Source organism: Levilactobacillus suantsaiihabitans, from assembly GCF_004745505.1.
Lineage (GTDB): Bacteria > Bacillota > Bacilli > Lactobacillales > Lactobacillaceae > Levilactobacillus > Levilactobacillus suantsaiihabitans.
Window position 1 is genome coordinate 1 of record NZ_RKLX01000033.1, and the last position, 15,002, is coordinate 15,002.

17 protein-coding genes and 2 pseudogenes are annotated in these 15,002 nt (G+C 40.9%); 14 read left to right on the forward strand and 5 right to left on the reverse strand.

Going from position 1 to position 15,002, the window contains the following annotated elements; translation table 11 throughout:
* Nucleotides 1-869: 869 nt before the first annotated feature.
* The gene (locus EGT51_RS12235; protein ID WP_011669002.1) at nt 870-1,655 is read left to right on the forward strand and encodes a ParA family protein; all 786 of its coding nucleotides are present in this window, start codon (nt 870-872) and stop codon (nt 1,653-1,655) included.
* 3 nt (nt 1,656-1,658) lie between these two features.
* Nucleotides 1,659-1,898, forward strand: a complete 240-nt coding sequence (locus tag EGT51_RS12240; protein WP_011669001.1) for a hypothetical protein — start codon at nt 1,659-1,661, stop codon at nt 1,896-1,898.
* Nucleotides 1,899-2,221: 323 nt separating this feature from the next.
* Here the strand turns inward: EGT51_RS12240 and EGT51_RS12245 are convergent, their stop codons facing one another.
* Entirely contained in the window at nt 2,222-2,803 is a 582-nt protein-coding gene (locus tag EGT51_RS12245; RefSeq protein WP_125577931.1) for a recombinase family protein, read from the reverse strand.
* A gap of 329 nt (nt 2,804-3,132) precedes the next feature.
* On the opposite strand from EGT51_RS12245, the gene EGT51_RS12250 reads away from it, so the two are divergent.
* From EGT51_RS12250 to EGT51_RS12290, 9 genes are all read left to right on the forward strand, one after another.
* Nucleotides 3,133-3,366 carry a hypothetical protein gene (locus EGT51_RS12250; RefSeq protein WP_010013316.1) on the forward strand — a complete coding sequence of 78 codons (234 nt, stop codon included), beginning with the start codon at nt 3,133-3,135 and terminating at the stop codon, nt 3,364-3,366.
* Nucleotides 3,339-3,911 carry an MFS transporter gene (locus tag EGT51_RS12255; RefSeq protein WP_225428748.1) on the forward strand — a complete coding sequence of 191 codons (573 nt, stop codon included), beginning with the start codon at nt 3,339-3,341 and terminating at the stop codon, nt 3,909-3,911. Before EGT51_RS12250 ends, EGT51_RS12255 begins: the two co-directional genes overlap by 28 nt.
* 152 nt (nt 3,912-4,063) lie before the next feature.
* Complete coding sequence (locus EGT51_RS12260) at nt 4,064-5,398, forward strand: dihydrolipoyl dehydrogenase family protein (RefSeq protein WP_002831210.1); 1,335 nt, start codon at nt 4,064-4,066, stop codon at nt 5,396-5,398.
* An 83-nt stretch (nt 5,399-5,481) separates the two neighbouring features.
* Nucleotides 5,482-6,156, forward strand: a complete 675-nt coding sequence (locus tag EGT51_RS12265) for a helix-turn-helix domain-containing protein (protein WP_125547621.1) — start codon at nt 5,482-5,484, stop codon at nt 6,154-6,156.
* Nucleotides 6,153-7,046, forward strand: coding sequence for an IS3 family transposase (locus tag EGT51_RS12270; protein WP_112234114.1), 894 nt, complete (start codon nt 6,153-6,155; stop codon nt 7,044-7,046). The genes EGT51_RS12265 and EGT51_RS12270 overlap by 4 nt, the downstream gene beginning before the upstream one ends.
* Before the next feature lie 248 nt (nt 7,047-7,294).
* The gene (locus EGT51_RS12275; protein ID WP_003587210.1) at nt 7,295-7,762 is read left to right on the forward strand and encodes a Dps family protein; all 468 of its coding nucleotides are present in this window, start codon (nt 7,295-7,297) and stop codon (nt 7,760-7,762) included.
* Nucleotides 7,763-8,008: 246 nt separating this feature from the next.
* Nucleotides 8,009-8,752: an ABC transporter ATP-binding protein gene (locus EGT51_RS12280; protein ID WP_003587212.1), complete on the forward strand. Its 744-nt coding sequence runs from the start codon at nt 8,009-8,011 to the stop codon at nt 8,750-8,752.
* Nucleotides 8,730-9,977, forward strand: a complete 1,248-nt coding sequence (locus EGT51_RS12285) for an ABC transporter permease (protein WP_010620835.1) — start codon at nt 8,730-8,732, stop codon at nt 9,975-9,977. The genes EGT51_RS12280 and EGT51_RS12285 overlap by 23 nt, the downstream gene beginning before the upstream one ends.
* 4 nt (nt 9,978-9,981) lie before the next feature.
* The gene (locus EGT51_RS12290) at nt 9,982-10,653 is read left to right on the forward strand and encodes a TetR/AcrR family transcriptional regulator (RefSeq protein ID WP_125547619.1); all 672 of its coding nucleotides are present in this window, start codon (nt 9,982-9,984) and stop codon (nt 10,651-10,653) included.
* A 103-nt stretch (nt 10,654-10,756) separates the two neighbouring features.
* Here EGT51_RS12290 and EGT51_RS12295 read toward each other — a convergent pair whose 3' ends face one another.
* On the reverse strand, nt 10,757-11,104 hold the full coding sequence (locus EGT51_RS12295) for a hypothetical protein (RefSeq protein ID WP_057707481.1): 348 nt from the start codon (nt 11,102-11,104) through the stop codon (nt 10,757-10,759).
* Nucleotides 11,105-11,153: 49 nt separating this feature from the next.
* Nucleotides 11,154-11,273: pseudogene (locus EGT51_RS12300) on the reverse strand (IS6 family transposase); the annotation flags it as partial.
* A 175-nt stretch (nt 11,274-11,448) separates the two neighbouring features.
* On the opposite strand from EGT51_RS12300, the gene EGT51_RS12305 reads away from it, so the two are divergent.
* Together EGT51_RS12305 and EGT51_RS12310 are read left to right on the forward strand one after the other, a co-directional pair.
* Nucleotides 11,449-11,727 (forward strand): plasmid mobilization protein, encoded by a 279-nt coding sequence (locus tag EGT51_RS12305; RefSeq protein ID WP_003625288.1) that lies wholly within the window; start codon nt 11,449-11,451, stop codon nt 11,725-11,727.
* Nucleotides 11,717-12,019 (forward strand): type II toxin-antitoxin system YafQ family toxin, encoded by a 303-nt coding sequence (locus tag EGT51_RS12310; RefSeq protein WP_005917927.1) that lies wholly within the window; start codon nt 11,717-11,719, stop codon nt 12,017-12,019. Before EGT51_RS12305 ends, EGT51_RS12310 begins: the two co-directional genes overlap by 11 nt.
* Nucleotides 12,020-12,594: 575 nt before the next feature.
* Here EGT51_RS12310 and EGT51_RS12315 read toward each other — a convergent pair.
* Together EGT51_RS12315 and EGT51_RS12320 are read right to left on the reverse strand one after the other, a co-directional pair.
* Nucleotides 12,595-13,275, reverse strand: a complete 681-nt coding sequence (locus tag EGT51_RS12315; RefSeq protein ID WP_046811108.1) for an ABC transporter ATP-binding protein — start codon at nt 13,273-13,275, stop codon at nt 12,595-12,597.
* Nucleotides 13,276-13,279: 4 nt separating this feature from the next.
* Nucleotides 13,280-14,332 carry an ABC transporter permease gene (locus EGT51_RS12320; RefSeq protein WP_046811107.1) on the reverse strand — a complete coding sequence of 351 codons (1,053 nt, stop codon included), beginning with the start codon at nt 14,330-14,332 and terminating at the stop codon, nt 13,280-13,282.
* 125 nt (nt 14,333-14,457) lie between these two features.
* On the opposite strand from EGT51_RS12320, the pseudogene EGT51_RS12325 reads away from it, so the two are divergent.
* Nucleotides 14,458-15,002, forward strand: a pseudogene (locus EGT51_RS12325) (IS3 family transposase); the annotation flags it as partial.

A 15,002-nucleotide genomic window follows, 5' to 3' on the forward strand; every position in this document is an offset into this window, starting at 1 on the left:
GTCGATCAGTAATTCTTGCAGAACTCCGATAGATTGTCTTCTTAACGATCACATCTGGATTCAATGGAACAATGTAATCCTTACATTCCAACAATTCCACCAACTTTCTTTTTTTCTTTGGAATTTGTCTTGACGGGTTACGGTTTTCCATTCAGTTTAGAGGGAGTGACGTTTTGAGCGCAGAATTGTTCCCTGGAATCAGCTATTTGGAATAACTGAACCAGAGTACAATTCTACTACTAAAAGTTTCCCCTTAGTTCGTCGGTCGTTAACGCCCGTCGCTTGTCTGTACAATTGCGGTATTGCTACCACCACTCATTATAAACCTACGTTTTCGGTTTAGCCTACTAAAAAACGCCCTAGTAGGCGTTGATGATACGTATTTATTTTTGTTCGATCACCAACTAATCAATGGCACCAAGCCGAAGCTTCATTTTACCACCCGCGCCGTTAATGGTCGCGCTCACCATTCACCACCCAGCCGTACAGATGACCTTGTTGTGGTATAGCCAGACTTATTGAAGTCGCCCTGGCAAACGTGTCCCCTTGGATTTAGACCCCAGCTTGTCCCCTAGGGCTTTAAAAATCGCACCGGCCATGTTATAATAGTCGTTAAACAATATGACTTTTATGTGTGGCGCTCACCGATTCCCGTCGGTGGGTGTTTTTTTATGTTCTATTTTATGAATTAACCATACCACTATTCAGCTTGTTTATAAACAAAAATTGCAAAAATAACAAAAGTAATTTGTAACAAGTTTCATGTAATTTGATACTTGTAATTTGTATCTTTATATTTACGTTGAATTGCTATGCTCGTTGCATTACAATGACTATGAACTAATAAGTTCAAGTCTGGAGGATCCTGTATGACCACATCGATCACGATAGGAAACTTTAAAGGTGGAGTTGGAAAAACAACAACTTGTGTAACCTTTTCTTATCTATTAAATAAAGCCCATAGAAAAACCTTATTAATTGATTTTGATCCACAAGGAAATGCTAGTGAAATTATAGAAAAAACATTTCCTGTATTCAAACAAAAAAATTCCAAAAGTTTAACTGATGGTATTAAGAATCTGGATTTATCTGAGTCCATTGCACACGTCACAGATTACCTTGATCTGATGCCTAGTGATTGGAGCTTATCTTTGCTTCCTGATATGCTTGAAGATTATAAGAAAAGTGACCGACCACTATTTTTAAAAACTTTGCTAACAAAAATTAGAAATGATTATGATTATATTTTAATAGACGTTCCGCCAACGCTATCAGCATATACAAATAATGCCGTTTTAGCCTCAGATTACGTAATTATGGTTATGCAGACTCAAGAGCAATCTTACTCAAGTTCTTTAAAATTTGTAAGCTATCTTCAAGGGCTTAGAAAAGACTATGACAAATCATTTGATTTGCTTGGCATTATTGCCTATCTGGTTAAAAAAGACGGACCTGTCGATCATGAAGTGTTGAAAGCCGCTAATCAAGCCTTTGGAAAAGCCCTATTTCATGGGAACGTATTTCAAAGAGAACGTGTTAAACGTTTCGGAAAAAGTGGAATTAAAGATGAGGATATGTGGGACAAAAGGGCTTTATATATGTATCAAGTAGTATTAGATGAAGCTCTATCACGAATTAATCTGTTGGAGGAGTAGAATATGCCGGAAAAGAAAAGTCTTTTAGATCAGATTGATGCAGAGAGTCAATTAAAAGATGGCGACTCTCCTTTTAAACGAAAAGAAAAAACAAAACCATTACGAGTTAGAGAATCATTTTACAATGATATTCGAAAAATTGCCTTCGAAGAAAATACAAAAATGGTTGAGATTTTAGATGACATAATAAAGCGTGGGCTTCGAAGCTATAAAAAGAGTCACCCAGATACAGATTACAAGTAACTTGTAACTTGTAATAAGTAACTTGCAATTTTAATTTAACCTGAACAAAATACGCTTACGACTCAAATGCAGGCTTTGGAATCCAGCGATGCTAACAAAGAAAAAAGTAAATAATTACGCGCTCTCAGACAACACGTTCACCTTTTAGATGTATACTTGTCCGTTTAAATTAAGCAGAATGCACACAAAAAAGTCCTCTATTACGCGGAATAGAGGGCTTTTCTGAAATCAGTACATACAGGCTTTGCTTAGGAGCGTTGCTTGTGTCCATTTAGGACATACACAATCTACCAAATATCCTTTTTCATGATCTTTCACCTGTTTTAGATTTTAGAAGTATCACTTGGTTTCTCAATTAACTTAAACCGTCGCTGCTGCGTGCGTTTACTAATCCCCGTCTTTCGTTCAATCATCTTGTAGGTCATGCCTTGTTTTCGCAGCTCATAAGCAAATCTGATTTGTTCATCAGAATACGTTTTCGGTCGCCCTTCCCGAAACAACGGATCATGTTGCTTGGCATACAATTTACCTTCTTGTGTGCGCGTGACAATCATATCGCGTTCAAACTGCGCAAAGGCGCTAAATATTGTAAAGACTAATTGGCCAGTCGGCGTATTGTCAATTAAGCCCATATTCAAAATGTTGACTTTGACATTTTCTTTAAACAACTCTTGGATAATGGCTAAGGCCTCGCGCGTGTTCCGCGCAAACCGATCCAGCTTAGTGACAATCAAAGTATCACCTGTTTTTAGAGCGCGCAACAGTTTTCGAAACTCCGGTCGTTCAGTAGTTGTGCCGGTAAACTTTTCCTGAAAGATTTTTTCTGCTCCTGCCAATTTTAGTAACTCAATTTGATTTGCTAATTTTTGATCAGTGGTACTGACCCGCGCATAGCCATATTTCATCTTTTTCTCTCCTTACTTATGTCATTAAGTAATGACACGGTTCTAACCCTTTAATTATACAGCATCAAAAAACAGGCCACAACTGTTAAGTTATGACGCAGTTTATATATTCATTTAGCGGACATTAACCCATTTATTAATAAAAACTGGACTTAGAATGCGTTTCTCAAACGTCGAAACATGAAAAAAAGCCTATTTCTAGGCGCTTTTTACGATTATTGTTGTAAAGTTTGTTGGGCTTTTTTAGCTCTTGGCTTTTTAAATCTGGATTATCCTTTGCACCTGAAGATGGAAAGGGGACTGCTTCTTCTGCTTATGGTGGTCTAGGCATGGCTTTAGGTAATAACGGATTTAACGTTATCGGTGCTTTGTTCCTTAGCCAGTTTCGACTAGGATTTATAGTCTTTGGTATATTCACATTTGCTGGCGTATTAATTGCAACTTTGATTGTCCATGAGCCTTCTAATTTAGATGAAACCTCAACTAAAAAGAAAGAAAAGTTTTCTTTAAAAAATGTAAAGTTAATTTTTCCTTCTTGGCAAATTGGCGCGACTACTACCTAGCTCTTATAGGAAAAATGTTTCAGGGAGTTGGAAACTTTGCAATTACAGGATACATTTTATATATAATGACCGACTTTCTTCATCGTGGTAATCAAACTCAATCTTCTATCCAACTTGTTAACATGATTATGCTTATTTTTGGCATTTTGATGGGATTAGTCGCTGGGCCACTATCTAATAAATTTAAAATACTGAAATTACCAGTAGGTCTCTCAACTATCTTATTAGCAATTGCAGGTCTCTCCCTGTTCTTCTTAAGAAATAATACTGGTATTATTCTTTACGCCTTAGCTGCCGGTTTAGGAATGGGCTTATGGAACGCACTTGATAATTTATTAAACTTAAAAGTTATCCCCGATCAAAATCGTGTTGTATTTTTCTTAGGTGTTTACAACTTAGGTAATACAATTACACAAGCTATCGCACCCGTTTTAGCCGCTGCCGTCATAAGTCTTTTTGGTTATTCTGGAATTTTTATTGTTTCATTTATTTTTTCCTTGATTGGTGGTATTTCAATGCTATCGATTAAATCATTAAAACGTTAGTAAGATATTTTTTAGCAATCCTTATTTAAAGTTAAGGATTGCTTTTTGTTCTCTTCAGTTGCAATCGCTTGCAACTCGCACCTATCCTCTGCTATGCTCGTGCCAACAATGGTAATTATTTATTCACCTAAATTTAGGATGGAGGTAATTAAATGACTGAAAGTTATCAATTTGATGTTTTGTACTTAGGCGCGGGGCATGGTGCCTTCGACGGGGCGGTTCCACTAGCTAATAGTGGTAAAAAAGTCGCCATTATCGAAGCGGACAAAATCGGGGGAACTTGTCCAAACCGTGGATGCAACGCGAAAATTACGCTGGACAACCCGGTTCAACTTTTACGCCACCAAGAACGCCTTGATGGCATTGTAAATGGTGACTTAAAGCTGGATTGGACTGCCAATGTAGAACATGAACACGAAGTCATCGACGGCTTGCCGGACATGATTACTGGTTTACTCGACTCTGTTGACATCGAAATTATTCACGGTCGTGGAAAATTTGTTGATGCTCACACCATCGAAGTGGATCAACAGCGCTACACCGCTGACAAAATCGTGATTGCAACGGGGCTACGTCCCCACCATCTAGATGTTATGGGCTCAGAACTTACGCATGACAGTACCGATTTTATGAACCTCAAACAGCTTCCTGAAAATATCGTAATTATTGGCGCGGGCTATATCGGCATGGAATTTGCCACGATTGCCAATGCTGCCGGCGCGAACGTCACTGTACTTTTACGCCATAATCGGGCGTTGCGCAAATTTAATCAAGATTACGTAAAACAAGTCATTGCCGACCTCGAAAAACGAGGGGTGAAGTTCATTTACAACGCTCAGGTGGATCGTTTTGAGGAAGACGGTTCTCATTTTACCGTGTCTTATAACGATCACGAAACCCTCACCACCGACTGGATTTTGGATGCTACCGGACGAATTCCTAACATCGAAAACATCGGATTAGACGAAGTAGGCGTTAGTTACAATGCTAACGGGATCGAAGTTAACGATCATCTTCAAACTAACATTGATAACATCTATGCTTCTGGTGATGTGCTTGATAAAGAACAGCCTAAGCTCACCCCGACTGCGATCTTTGAATCTAGTTATTTAACCCAACTTTTCACAGGAAAGACTACTGACGCAATCAACTATCCGCCCATCCCAACCATTGTCTTTACCTCACCACAAATCGCACAGGTTGGTATGAGCGTCGAAGAAGCTCAGCAAAATCCTGATTACACCATTAAAACTAATCATCTTCCTGACGGATGGTTCCGCCAAGTTGATAAGGAAACAATTGGTGATAACACCTTGATTTACGATCAAGACCATCATCTTGTAGGAGCAGCTGAAGTTAGTGAACATGCTGCCGATGCAATTAACGTTTTATTACCAGCAATTGAGTTTCAATATACAGCTGAACAACTAGGCCGCATCGTACCTCTCTTCCCTACTTTGGGAGCGGACGTCTGGTCACAGATTTAAAAAAACGCTGAGTGCGATAATCCCTTTATGGTTGTCAGATGAAATACTATAATTCATCTGACTAATCATAGGGGGATTTTTGTATGCCTAGAGCTAGACACACGCTTCAGGAAAAGTTGGCGCTGTTAGCTAAATTCAAGCAATCAGGTTTATCAATTGGGACTTTTACCAGACAACATGGTATCCATCGAGAAACGCTCATGCGTTGGCAGTCGCGCCTTGAACGTGATGGGTTGGCAGGGCTCACGGAAGCGCACACAAATAATCATTATTCCAACGAATTGAAACTTAAAGCTGTTCAGGCTTTTTTGGCCGGTGAAGGGTCACTGCTGGATTTAGCCACAAAATTTGGTTTACGTTCATCAACACAACTCGACAACTGGGTTTCCAGGTATAATAGGGATAAAACCTTGACGGCCAGACCGTCTAGAAAGCGGGTCCCTACCATGAGTCGGCAAACAACTTTTGAAGAACGCATCAGGATCGTTGAATATGTGACTAAAGCTAAACACTCGTATACCGAAGCCGCGGATCACTTTCAAGTCTCCTACCAACAGGTCCGTACTTGGGTGATCAAGACTAAAAGTGGCGGCTATGAAGCGCTCGTAGATAACCGTGGGCATCGAAAAGCCAATCATGAATTAACCGAACTAGATAAGGCTAATCTCCAGATCCGAGAACTAAAAGCACAACTGGCAGATAAGGAACTCTACGAGGCCTTCATAAAAAAATTTCAGGAACTTCAGCGCAGGGGGTGAACAAACCACATCGGCTGGCTTACCACGCTATCAAGGTAGTCAGCCAAGGTAATCATGGTGCCGTAACGAAACTTTTAACCGTTATCGGCGTCAGCCGACAAGCTTATCATAAAGGGCTTAGACGACAGGAAACAACATGGGAAAAGCACAATAAACAACTCAAAACACGCACCCAATATTGGTTTGATTTTCACCACCAAGGTATCGGTGCTGGAAATCTTCTGACTAACTTACAAGCGGATAAACTAATTGATTTTCCGGTAACTTTGAAGCAAGTTCGCCGGGTCATGCGTGAACTTGATATTCGCTGTCAAGTACGGCCAAAGAAGCATAAACGGGCCAAACAAGCTGAACAATATTTACTCGACAATGTTTTAAAGCAAAACTTTCAAGTGACAGCGCCCAATAAAGTTTGGTTATCTGATTCAACTGAACTAACTTATGGGCTTAGTGGTGAGTACAAAGTCCGCTTAAGTGGTGTCTTGGATTTATATGGTCGCCGACTCTTGGCATACAATCTCAGCGCCACAGAAACGAGTGCCGCTGAGATCCAGGTTTTTCAGCGTGCCTTTACTGCAGTTGGTAAGGTCCCATCACTTATTCACACCGATCGTGGTTCGGCGTATACCTCAAGAGCGTTCAATCATTTCATCAATCAATTTGAGATCACCCGCAGTATGTCGCGTCCAGGAACACCATATGATAACGCCCCGATGGAGCGCTGGTGGAATGAATTTAAACTTCGCTGGATGGCGCGTCATCCGCGAGCAAAGACCTATCAAGAGTTAATAACGCTCGTTGAATCAGGAATCGAATATTTTAATCATGACAATCGCTCAGCACAAAGAAATGGCCTCACCCCGGATGAATACTGGAATGAAGCCATCTAAGTGACCAAAAACTTTATATTATTTCATTTGTCAACTTGACAGGGCCTAGTGCAGTTTTGAACATCTTCATAAGGTAAATAAAATTCAATTGTAGATTTATTTAATTTTACAATCTACCATATAACGTCTCCATCTTTTCAAAACGACTTAATTCTACGGGCTATAAATAACTTAATTTGCCAGTCTATAACGTTTCAGATTAAGCTACCACTATGTTATAATGACCATATCGAAAGGAGATCAATCTAATGAAATATACGAAAACCAAAGCAGTATTAAATCAACTCGTTGCCGATTTGAGCCAGATGTCAATGATTATCCATCAGACGCATTGGTACATGCGTGGACCCAACTTTTTGAAGTTGCACCCCTTGATGGATGAGTTCATGGAAGAAATTGACAGCCAACTCGATGTCATTTCTGAACGGCTGATTGCGCTTGATGGCAGTCCTTACTCGACCTTAAAAGAAATGGCCGAAAACACTAAGATTCAAGACTGGCCTGGTGAATGGGACAAAACAACCCCAGAACGCCTCGCACACTTAGTTGATGGCTATCGTTACTTGGAAGACCTTTACCAACACGGCATTGAAGTATCCGATGTTGAAAAAGACTTCAGTACCCAAGATATTTTCATTGGTCTCAAAACCGCAATTGAGAAGAAAATCTGGATGATTCAGGCAGAGCTTGGGTCGGCGCCGGAAATTGATGAATAAAATAATATTAAAAAATCGGTAGGCTTAAACATTGCTAACGCTTATATCAGTGCTGCTATTTAATTAAAATGCGACATCCCAACAACGGGGTGGCGCATTTTTGTTTGCAATGCGGTGACAAATAGGCCGGAAACAAAATAAGTGAGTGATAACTCATTTTAATGTTGACAAACCGAGATGTACTGATTATACTAAGGCCATTAAGTGAGTGAGTATACACTCGCTTTGAGAAAGAGGGTTATTAAAATGGCAACGGATTATGTCATCGCCAAGCAGGTCAGCAAGCACTTTGGTCATCAGCAAGTGCTCAATCAGATTGATTTGACACTGCCGGCTGGAATGATTTATGGCTTGATTGGGCCATCAGGAGCTGGGAAGACCACCTTGATCAAGAGTATTTTAGGGATGGAAGCTGTGGATAGTGGCACTGTTAAAGTCATGGATACGGTGATGCCCAATAGGGCGGTAATGGCACAAGTAGGGTATATGGCCCAAAGTGACGCTTTGTATGAGACACTAACGGCCCGTGAAAACCTGACCTTGTTTGGGCAATTGATGAGCGTTCCAAAAATAAAGTTAGCACAGATGATTGATTATGCAGCCGGATTAGTTGATTTAACGTCCCAATTAGACAAGCGGGTCAGTGGCTATTCGGGTGGGATGAAACGGCGCTTGTCGTTGGCAATTGCCCTGATTCAGGATCCCCAATTATTGATTTTAGATGAACCGACCGTTGGGATTGATCCAGAATTACGGCAACAAATTTGGACCGAACTAAATAAGATCAAGGATACCGGTAAGTCGATGCTCGTGACAACGCATGTCATGGACGAAGCAGAACGGTGTGATTATCTCATGTTGATTCGGCACGGGATTGCGCTTGCTGAGGGGACACCCGCGGCACTGAAACAACAGTATGCAGTAGATACGATCGAACAGGTCTTTTTGAAAGCGGGGCGGATGCAAGATGCGAACGATGGCAATCGTTAGACGAGTTTTTAAGCAAATGTTACGTGATAAGCGTACCTTGGCGCTGATGTTTTTGGCACCATTGCTGATTATGACGCTGATGTATTTCTTATTTCAAAACAACACGACGCAAGTAGCAAGCTTGGGTGTTCATCATGTAGACCAATCCGTGGTTAACGTGATCGATACCAAAAACGTGACGATTCATCATTATGATAGTTCACAGGCACGGAAAATGATTAAGCAGCATGATCTAGATGGCTATTTGACTCAGAAAAATGGTCAATTGACGATTACTTATTCAAATAGCAATCCAACCAACACGTCTTTAATTAAGGCGAGTTTACAATCAGGATTAGTCAAGTTGAAAATGAAGACGCTGGTGACCGTTACTAAGAAACAGCGCGCGGCCCTTGAATCGCAACAAGCCGCTTTGAAGAAGCTGACAGCAGCCCAGACACAAGCAACGGTGACCAAGCTGAAGACTGCCATTGCACAAGCCCAGGCCCGCGGTGACCAGGCAACTGCTGAGAAATTACAAAAGCAACTCAAGCAGGCCACAGCCACGACGTCTAGTTCGACTCAGTCAGCTAAAGCAACCAGTTATACGACTAAGTCTCATTATATTTATAGTAGTAGTGATTCAACGTTCTTTGAAAACTTTTTTCCAGCCTTTCTCGGTTTCTTTGTCTTCTTCTTTGTGTTCTTGATTTCTGGCGTTTCACTTTTGAATGAACGCACTACTGGAACCCTAAGCCGGCTACTTGCAACCCCAATTCGACGGAGTGAAATTATTATGGGCTATCTAATTGGTTATGGGGGCTTTGCCATCATTCAGACTGTCCTGACCGTTGTTTTTACAATTACGGTCTTCAAGATTCACTTAGTTGGTAGTATTTGGCTGGTCTTTCTGACTAACTTATTATTAGCGTTAGTGGCTTTGACCTTGGGTATCTTTATTTCCACCTTTGCTAACTCAGAATTTCAAATGATTCAGTTTATTCCACTGATTGTTGTACCACAAATCTTTTTTGCTGGGTTGGTTCCAGTCGATGGCATGGCCAGTTGGTTGCAAGCAATTGCCCACATCATGCCGTTATACTATGGTGCTAATGCGATGACGGCTGTTGTGACAAAGGGTGCTGGGCTTGGCGATATTGGTGTCAATTTGTTAATATTAGTAGGGTTTATGGTCGTACTAACAATGTTGAATATTGTTGGAATGAAACGTTATCGGAAGGTGTGAGGATATGGAACGACCACGGATACGGGATTATTTTCAACAGGATCTAGGTCAGAATGAAACGATTACACCTAAGCAACGGGCCATCCTCCAGGCAAGTCTCGATTTGTTTGCTGAAAAGGGTTTTGACCAGACCAGTACTAGTGATATTGCACAACGGGCCGGCGTTGCGGAGGGGACGGTCTATCGGCGGTATAAGACTAAGGCTGCCTTACGGGATGCCATCTTAGCACCAATTACCGCGCACATTGTGCCAATCTTAGCGAGTGATTTTTCAGAGGATAAATTACGGCAGCGTTATCCCAGTCTACAGGCATTCGTCACAGCAATTTTTACGGACCGAGTTGCATTTGCTAAAGCTAACGTGAAAGAGTTAAAGGTCATTTTTGAAGTGGCAGCTTTTGACACCGAACGACGCGAACAGATTCTTAGCCAGATTGCGCCTAAGATGGTCAAGCAGATGGGAAGTGTCATCAATCAACTAAAAGCAGATCATTTGATTGTGGATTGGCCGAATGATTTGATACTGCAAAGTTTGTTATCGCAGCTATTCGGTTACCTAGCGCGGTTAATACTGGAATTGCCGGGAACTGAAATTGAGCGCGAACAAGCGTATTTGATTACGGTGATGACCAAAATATTGACCCCGGGTGAACATGATCAAATTACTGGTCAGTGAGCTAACTGTTACTTGATATAAACTAAAGCCACTTCTGTACTTAGCGGTCATTTGAACGCTAAGTACAGAAGTGGCTTTGGTCGTTGCTACGCGTGTTCGTTTGTTAATCTGCTAGTATCGTCATTTTATTCAACAAACTAGTTTGCAACTGGCTGAGTGTGGTCGTCATGTAGACCGGGTAAAGATCTGGGTTGACGAGCCGCTGAGTTGTTCGTGGGAGCTCGGCAAGTTTAGCCTGGGTCGTTGCCTGAATGGTTGTAACCGGAATTGACGTGGTGTTGGACAAATCTACCGGCGCGAGTAAAGGCCGGGCTTCAAAATGGGTGAGTCGCTGTTGGCGGTCGACACTGAGTGGGTCACTGGTGACGACGGTTAGGCTGGTCGCATCGACGATCGTCTCGGTAGCTAGTGCAATCAAATCAGCAAAGGCCCGCTTAGGGCTCTGGTGCAAATAGTCTGAGAGTGTGCCTTTTACCTAGTTGTTGATAGGGTGTTGTAGGTTATGCTGGCACCATCGCTTTTAATTCGTCCACGGCTGAAAACCCGATGAGGCTTAGCTCTCGTCGGGTTTTCTTGCGTAATGCATGGATGACTTCAATGCCGCTGAGTGTTGCACTAGTGGATGTAAGCTGATTCCTGAGACAGCTTCTAAGAACGTTTGAATCTTTGATGGGTAAGACAACTTGTTGCATAAGCTGTTAGTTCCTTTACTTTAAAATTAATTTAGTTGCAGAAAACCTAAAAATCGAATATTATAATGTAGTACGATGGTAAACTTAAAGGAGGCGGATTAGAATGAGTAATACTATTATTAAAAACAAGACAATTTCAACTCGTGTAACACCTGACATTAGTGAACGGGCTAAAGCTAATCTAGCAAAACAAGGGCTAACCGTTTCTGAGTATATACGCTTATCGTTAGTTAAAGCGGCCAATAATGAAGTTCGATTAGTCAGCTTTTTAGATTCTCCGGAAGCCTTAGCCGCTAAAAAAGAAGCAGAAACAGGGCAGGTCAAAAACATTGGTTCATTGACTGACTTTGAAGATTGGATCGATAAGTTAGATGCAAATTAAACAGACCAAATCTTTTGAACGTGAATTAAAAAAACTAGTCAAAAAACATTTCCCAATAACTGTCTTGAAGCCTTGTTTAGAAGCAATTGTTGAACAAGATGTACTTGTTTTGAAACAGATTAAAGATCATGCATTAAAAGGAAATTGGCGTGGCTATCGTGAATTTCACCCTGCCAGATATGGCAACTATGGTAAAAATTATGACAACTGGATTGTTATTTATCAGCTAGATCATGATGAATTGATTTTGTTATTGGTTGCAACTGGCTCCCATGAAATCTTGAATCAATAGCTATAGTTTAGGGGCACTTATAAAAAAATAAATTAAAATAGCCCCCAATATCTATAATGTAGATATTGGGGGCTATTTTAACAACGTTTTTGAGGGGTTATTTGTGCCTTTTAATCGCCCCTATAAAACAGCCCCCGTTATCTAGTGGATAGATAATAGGGGCTGTTTTTTTGTTTAATGGTATTATAGGTACTATATTAGTATGAATATATTGGAGAAATAACATGTATAAAAACATCAAATAAATCGTCAGCGGATTGGGCGCTTTTATAATTGCCCAATGGCTCTATCATACTCTGTCACAATATCCAAACATCAATATTTGGCTGGCTAGACTGCTTCCTATTCTTATCATTTTTATTGTGTTCTTTTCTCTGCAATGGATAATCAACACATTTGAAAAGTAACCTTATAAATTTTAGTTATTATATTGGGCTGAAACCCTTGCTACAAGCGGACTAGCAAAAATGCAAGCTCGACAAAAACATAACTAAATAATCTATTGCTCTTATGATGATATTTTACCAAACGAGAAAAACTAGTCCGGAATATCAGCATAAGAGCAAGTGTGTTAATCAGTCCGTATTAGATAGTTTTCCGTCGACAATTTTGTAGACATTATCAGAAAACTCTCGCAGACGATCATCGTGCGTGACGATGACGACTGCTTTTTCCTCGTCATGCGCAATATTAGCAAAAAGTTGGCCAACTTCTTTGACACGTGCCGTATCTAATGCTGCCGTAGGTTCATCGGCTAGGATGATCGCCGGGTCTGTATACAACGCACGGGCAATTGCAACGCGCTGTTGTTGACCGCCAGACAATTCGCCAGGGTATTTGTTTAATAATTTTTGAATGCCTAGCGTTTCAATAATTTTGTCAAATCCATCTTGACTGAGGTTATTGTTAGGCTTCACCTGGTCAACAAGTTTGAATTGGTCTGCTACGGTTAAATATGGCACGAGATTGTACGCCTGTAAGACGAAACCGATTTGTTCAAGTCGTGTTTTTTCGGCTTCTTTGGTACTCAAATCACTGATGTCGTGACCATTCAAACGAACTGAGCCGTCTGTTGGTGTCTGTAACCCGCCTAAAATGGTTAGCAAGGTACTTTTACCAGATCCTGAAGGACCAATGATAAGCGACACCTCACCAGCTTTAAACGCTAAACTGACGTCTTCTAGTGCCGTAACTAAATTAGTTTTCTGACCAAATTGTTTCGTCACGTGTTCAAGGGCTAGTTTTTCTTCACGCATCTTTTTAACCTCCAATTACTGATACCGGATCAATCTTACTAATCACACGAATCGGAATGATTGCACCCAGTAACCCGGTTACCATCAATCCGGCCGCAATGAGTCCCATCAATCCCCAATCAAATGCCATTGGTACGCTATCTGGAATCCCAAATTCAGTTAATGCCGATAGTACAGCACCAACGACGATACCAGTTGCCATAATAAAGAACGTCTCAAATAACGTATTTTGGGCCAAGAAACGATTTGGAATGCCTTGTGCACGCAAAACTGCCAAGTTAGGCAATTTTTGAACCGTTAGAATGTAGAGGAAGATGGTAATCACAATCAATGAAATGACAATCAGGAAGCCAATCATGAGACCAAACGTCGCTTTTTGCGGTGTATAACCTGGCAATTTATTGATAAAGGCTTGGTATGAATAAGTCTTTAATGCTTTATCATCGACCGATTGTGACGTTTTTGAAGTAACTACGCTACCTTGGAATTGATCTGACACGCCCTTAATGACACGCCATTGCGCTAACGCGCCATAAATAACAGGTGCGGTGTTATACGTGGCATTTTTCGCATAACCCACGATTTTATATTTCGTATCAGATAACCCAATCGAAATTTTATCCCCCATACCGTAAATATCCTTATCAACTGAGTCAGCGAGGACGACTTCGTTAGCTGCCTTTGGCAAGTGCCCCTTGGTTAATTGTAGGTTTTTAGCGATGTACTCGTCGTTATTCATCCCAACGAATTGTGCGGATTCACGTTTTCCGCCAATTTTCATATTAACTGGTGTAATGCCAAGTGTTGCGGTTTTGTCGTCGCTTAACTGATCCACCTGTTTCGTTGTCAGTAATGACTGTCCGGCATTGCCATTAGCGTCTTTGGTCATTACAAAGGACTTAGACTGCCAGCTGTCCACCGCAGCGGTGTTAGCTGTTGCCAGCCCGAGCGCCAGGGCACTTAAAATGAAAATCAAATAACTGATTAAGACGACGACTGTTAGAATCAAGCCGTACCGTAGTTTTTCTTTTTTAATCTCTCTAATTGCTAAAAACATTTGTTCCTCCTGTATTTGTTGCAGTTCAGCAAACTTACTATACACAAGTATACATGCTCTTATGATGAGATTCCGGACTAGTTTTGCTAGTTTGGTAAAATATCATCATAGGAGCATTTTTATTTATGGTTACACGTTATGAAGAGGACTTAAAAAAGTCCATTGTGGAGATGGTTAAAGCGGGACGACGATCCGATGAATTATCCAAGGAATACGGTCCTTCAGCCGATTCAATTCGGAATTGGGTTAAAGGCGCTAAATCAGTTGAGCTAGAAGACGGTACTGAAGTAACGTCCAAAGAATTCAAACAACTTCAAAGGGAAAATCAGCGATTAAAGGAGGAACTTGAAATTTTAAAAGCTGCGGCGGTGTTACTGGGAAAGCATTAGGACGAATTAATTGCCTTGTCTTCATAGAAGATCAGTTATTGCGACACCGCTTATCAATTATTCTTTCGGCACTGAAATTACCGCGCAGCACCTATTACCATTGGAAAAGATATCAACCTAGTCAACACGAACGTGTTGATAATCAGCTCAAAGAAAAAATTGAATTGATTTGGGAAAATAATTATCGTGCCTATGGTTATCCACGAATAACGATGGTGCTTCGCAAGTCAGGCATCTGTGTTGGGTCAAAACGAATTTTACGATTAATGAGGGAAATGGAG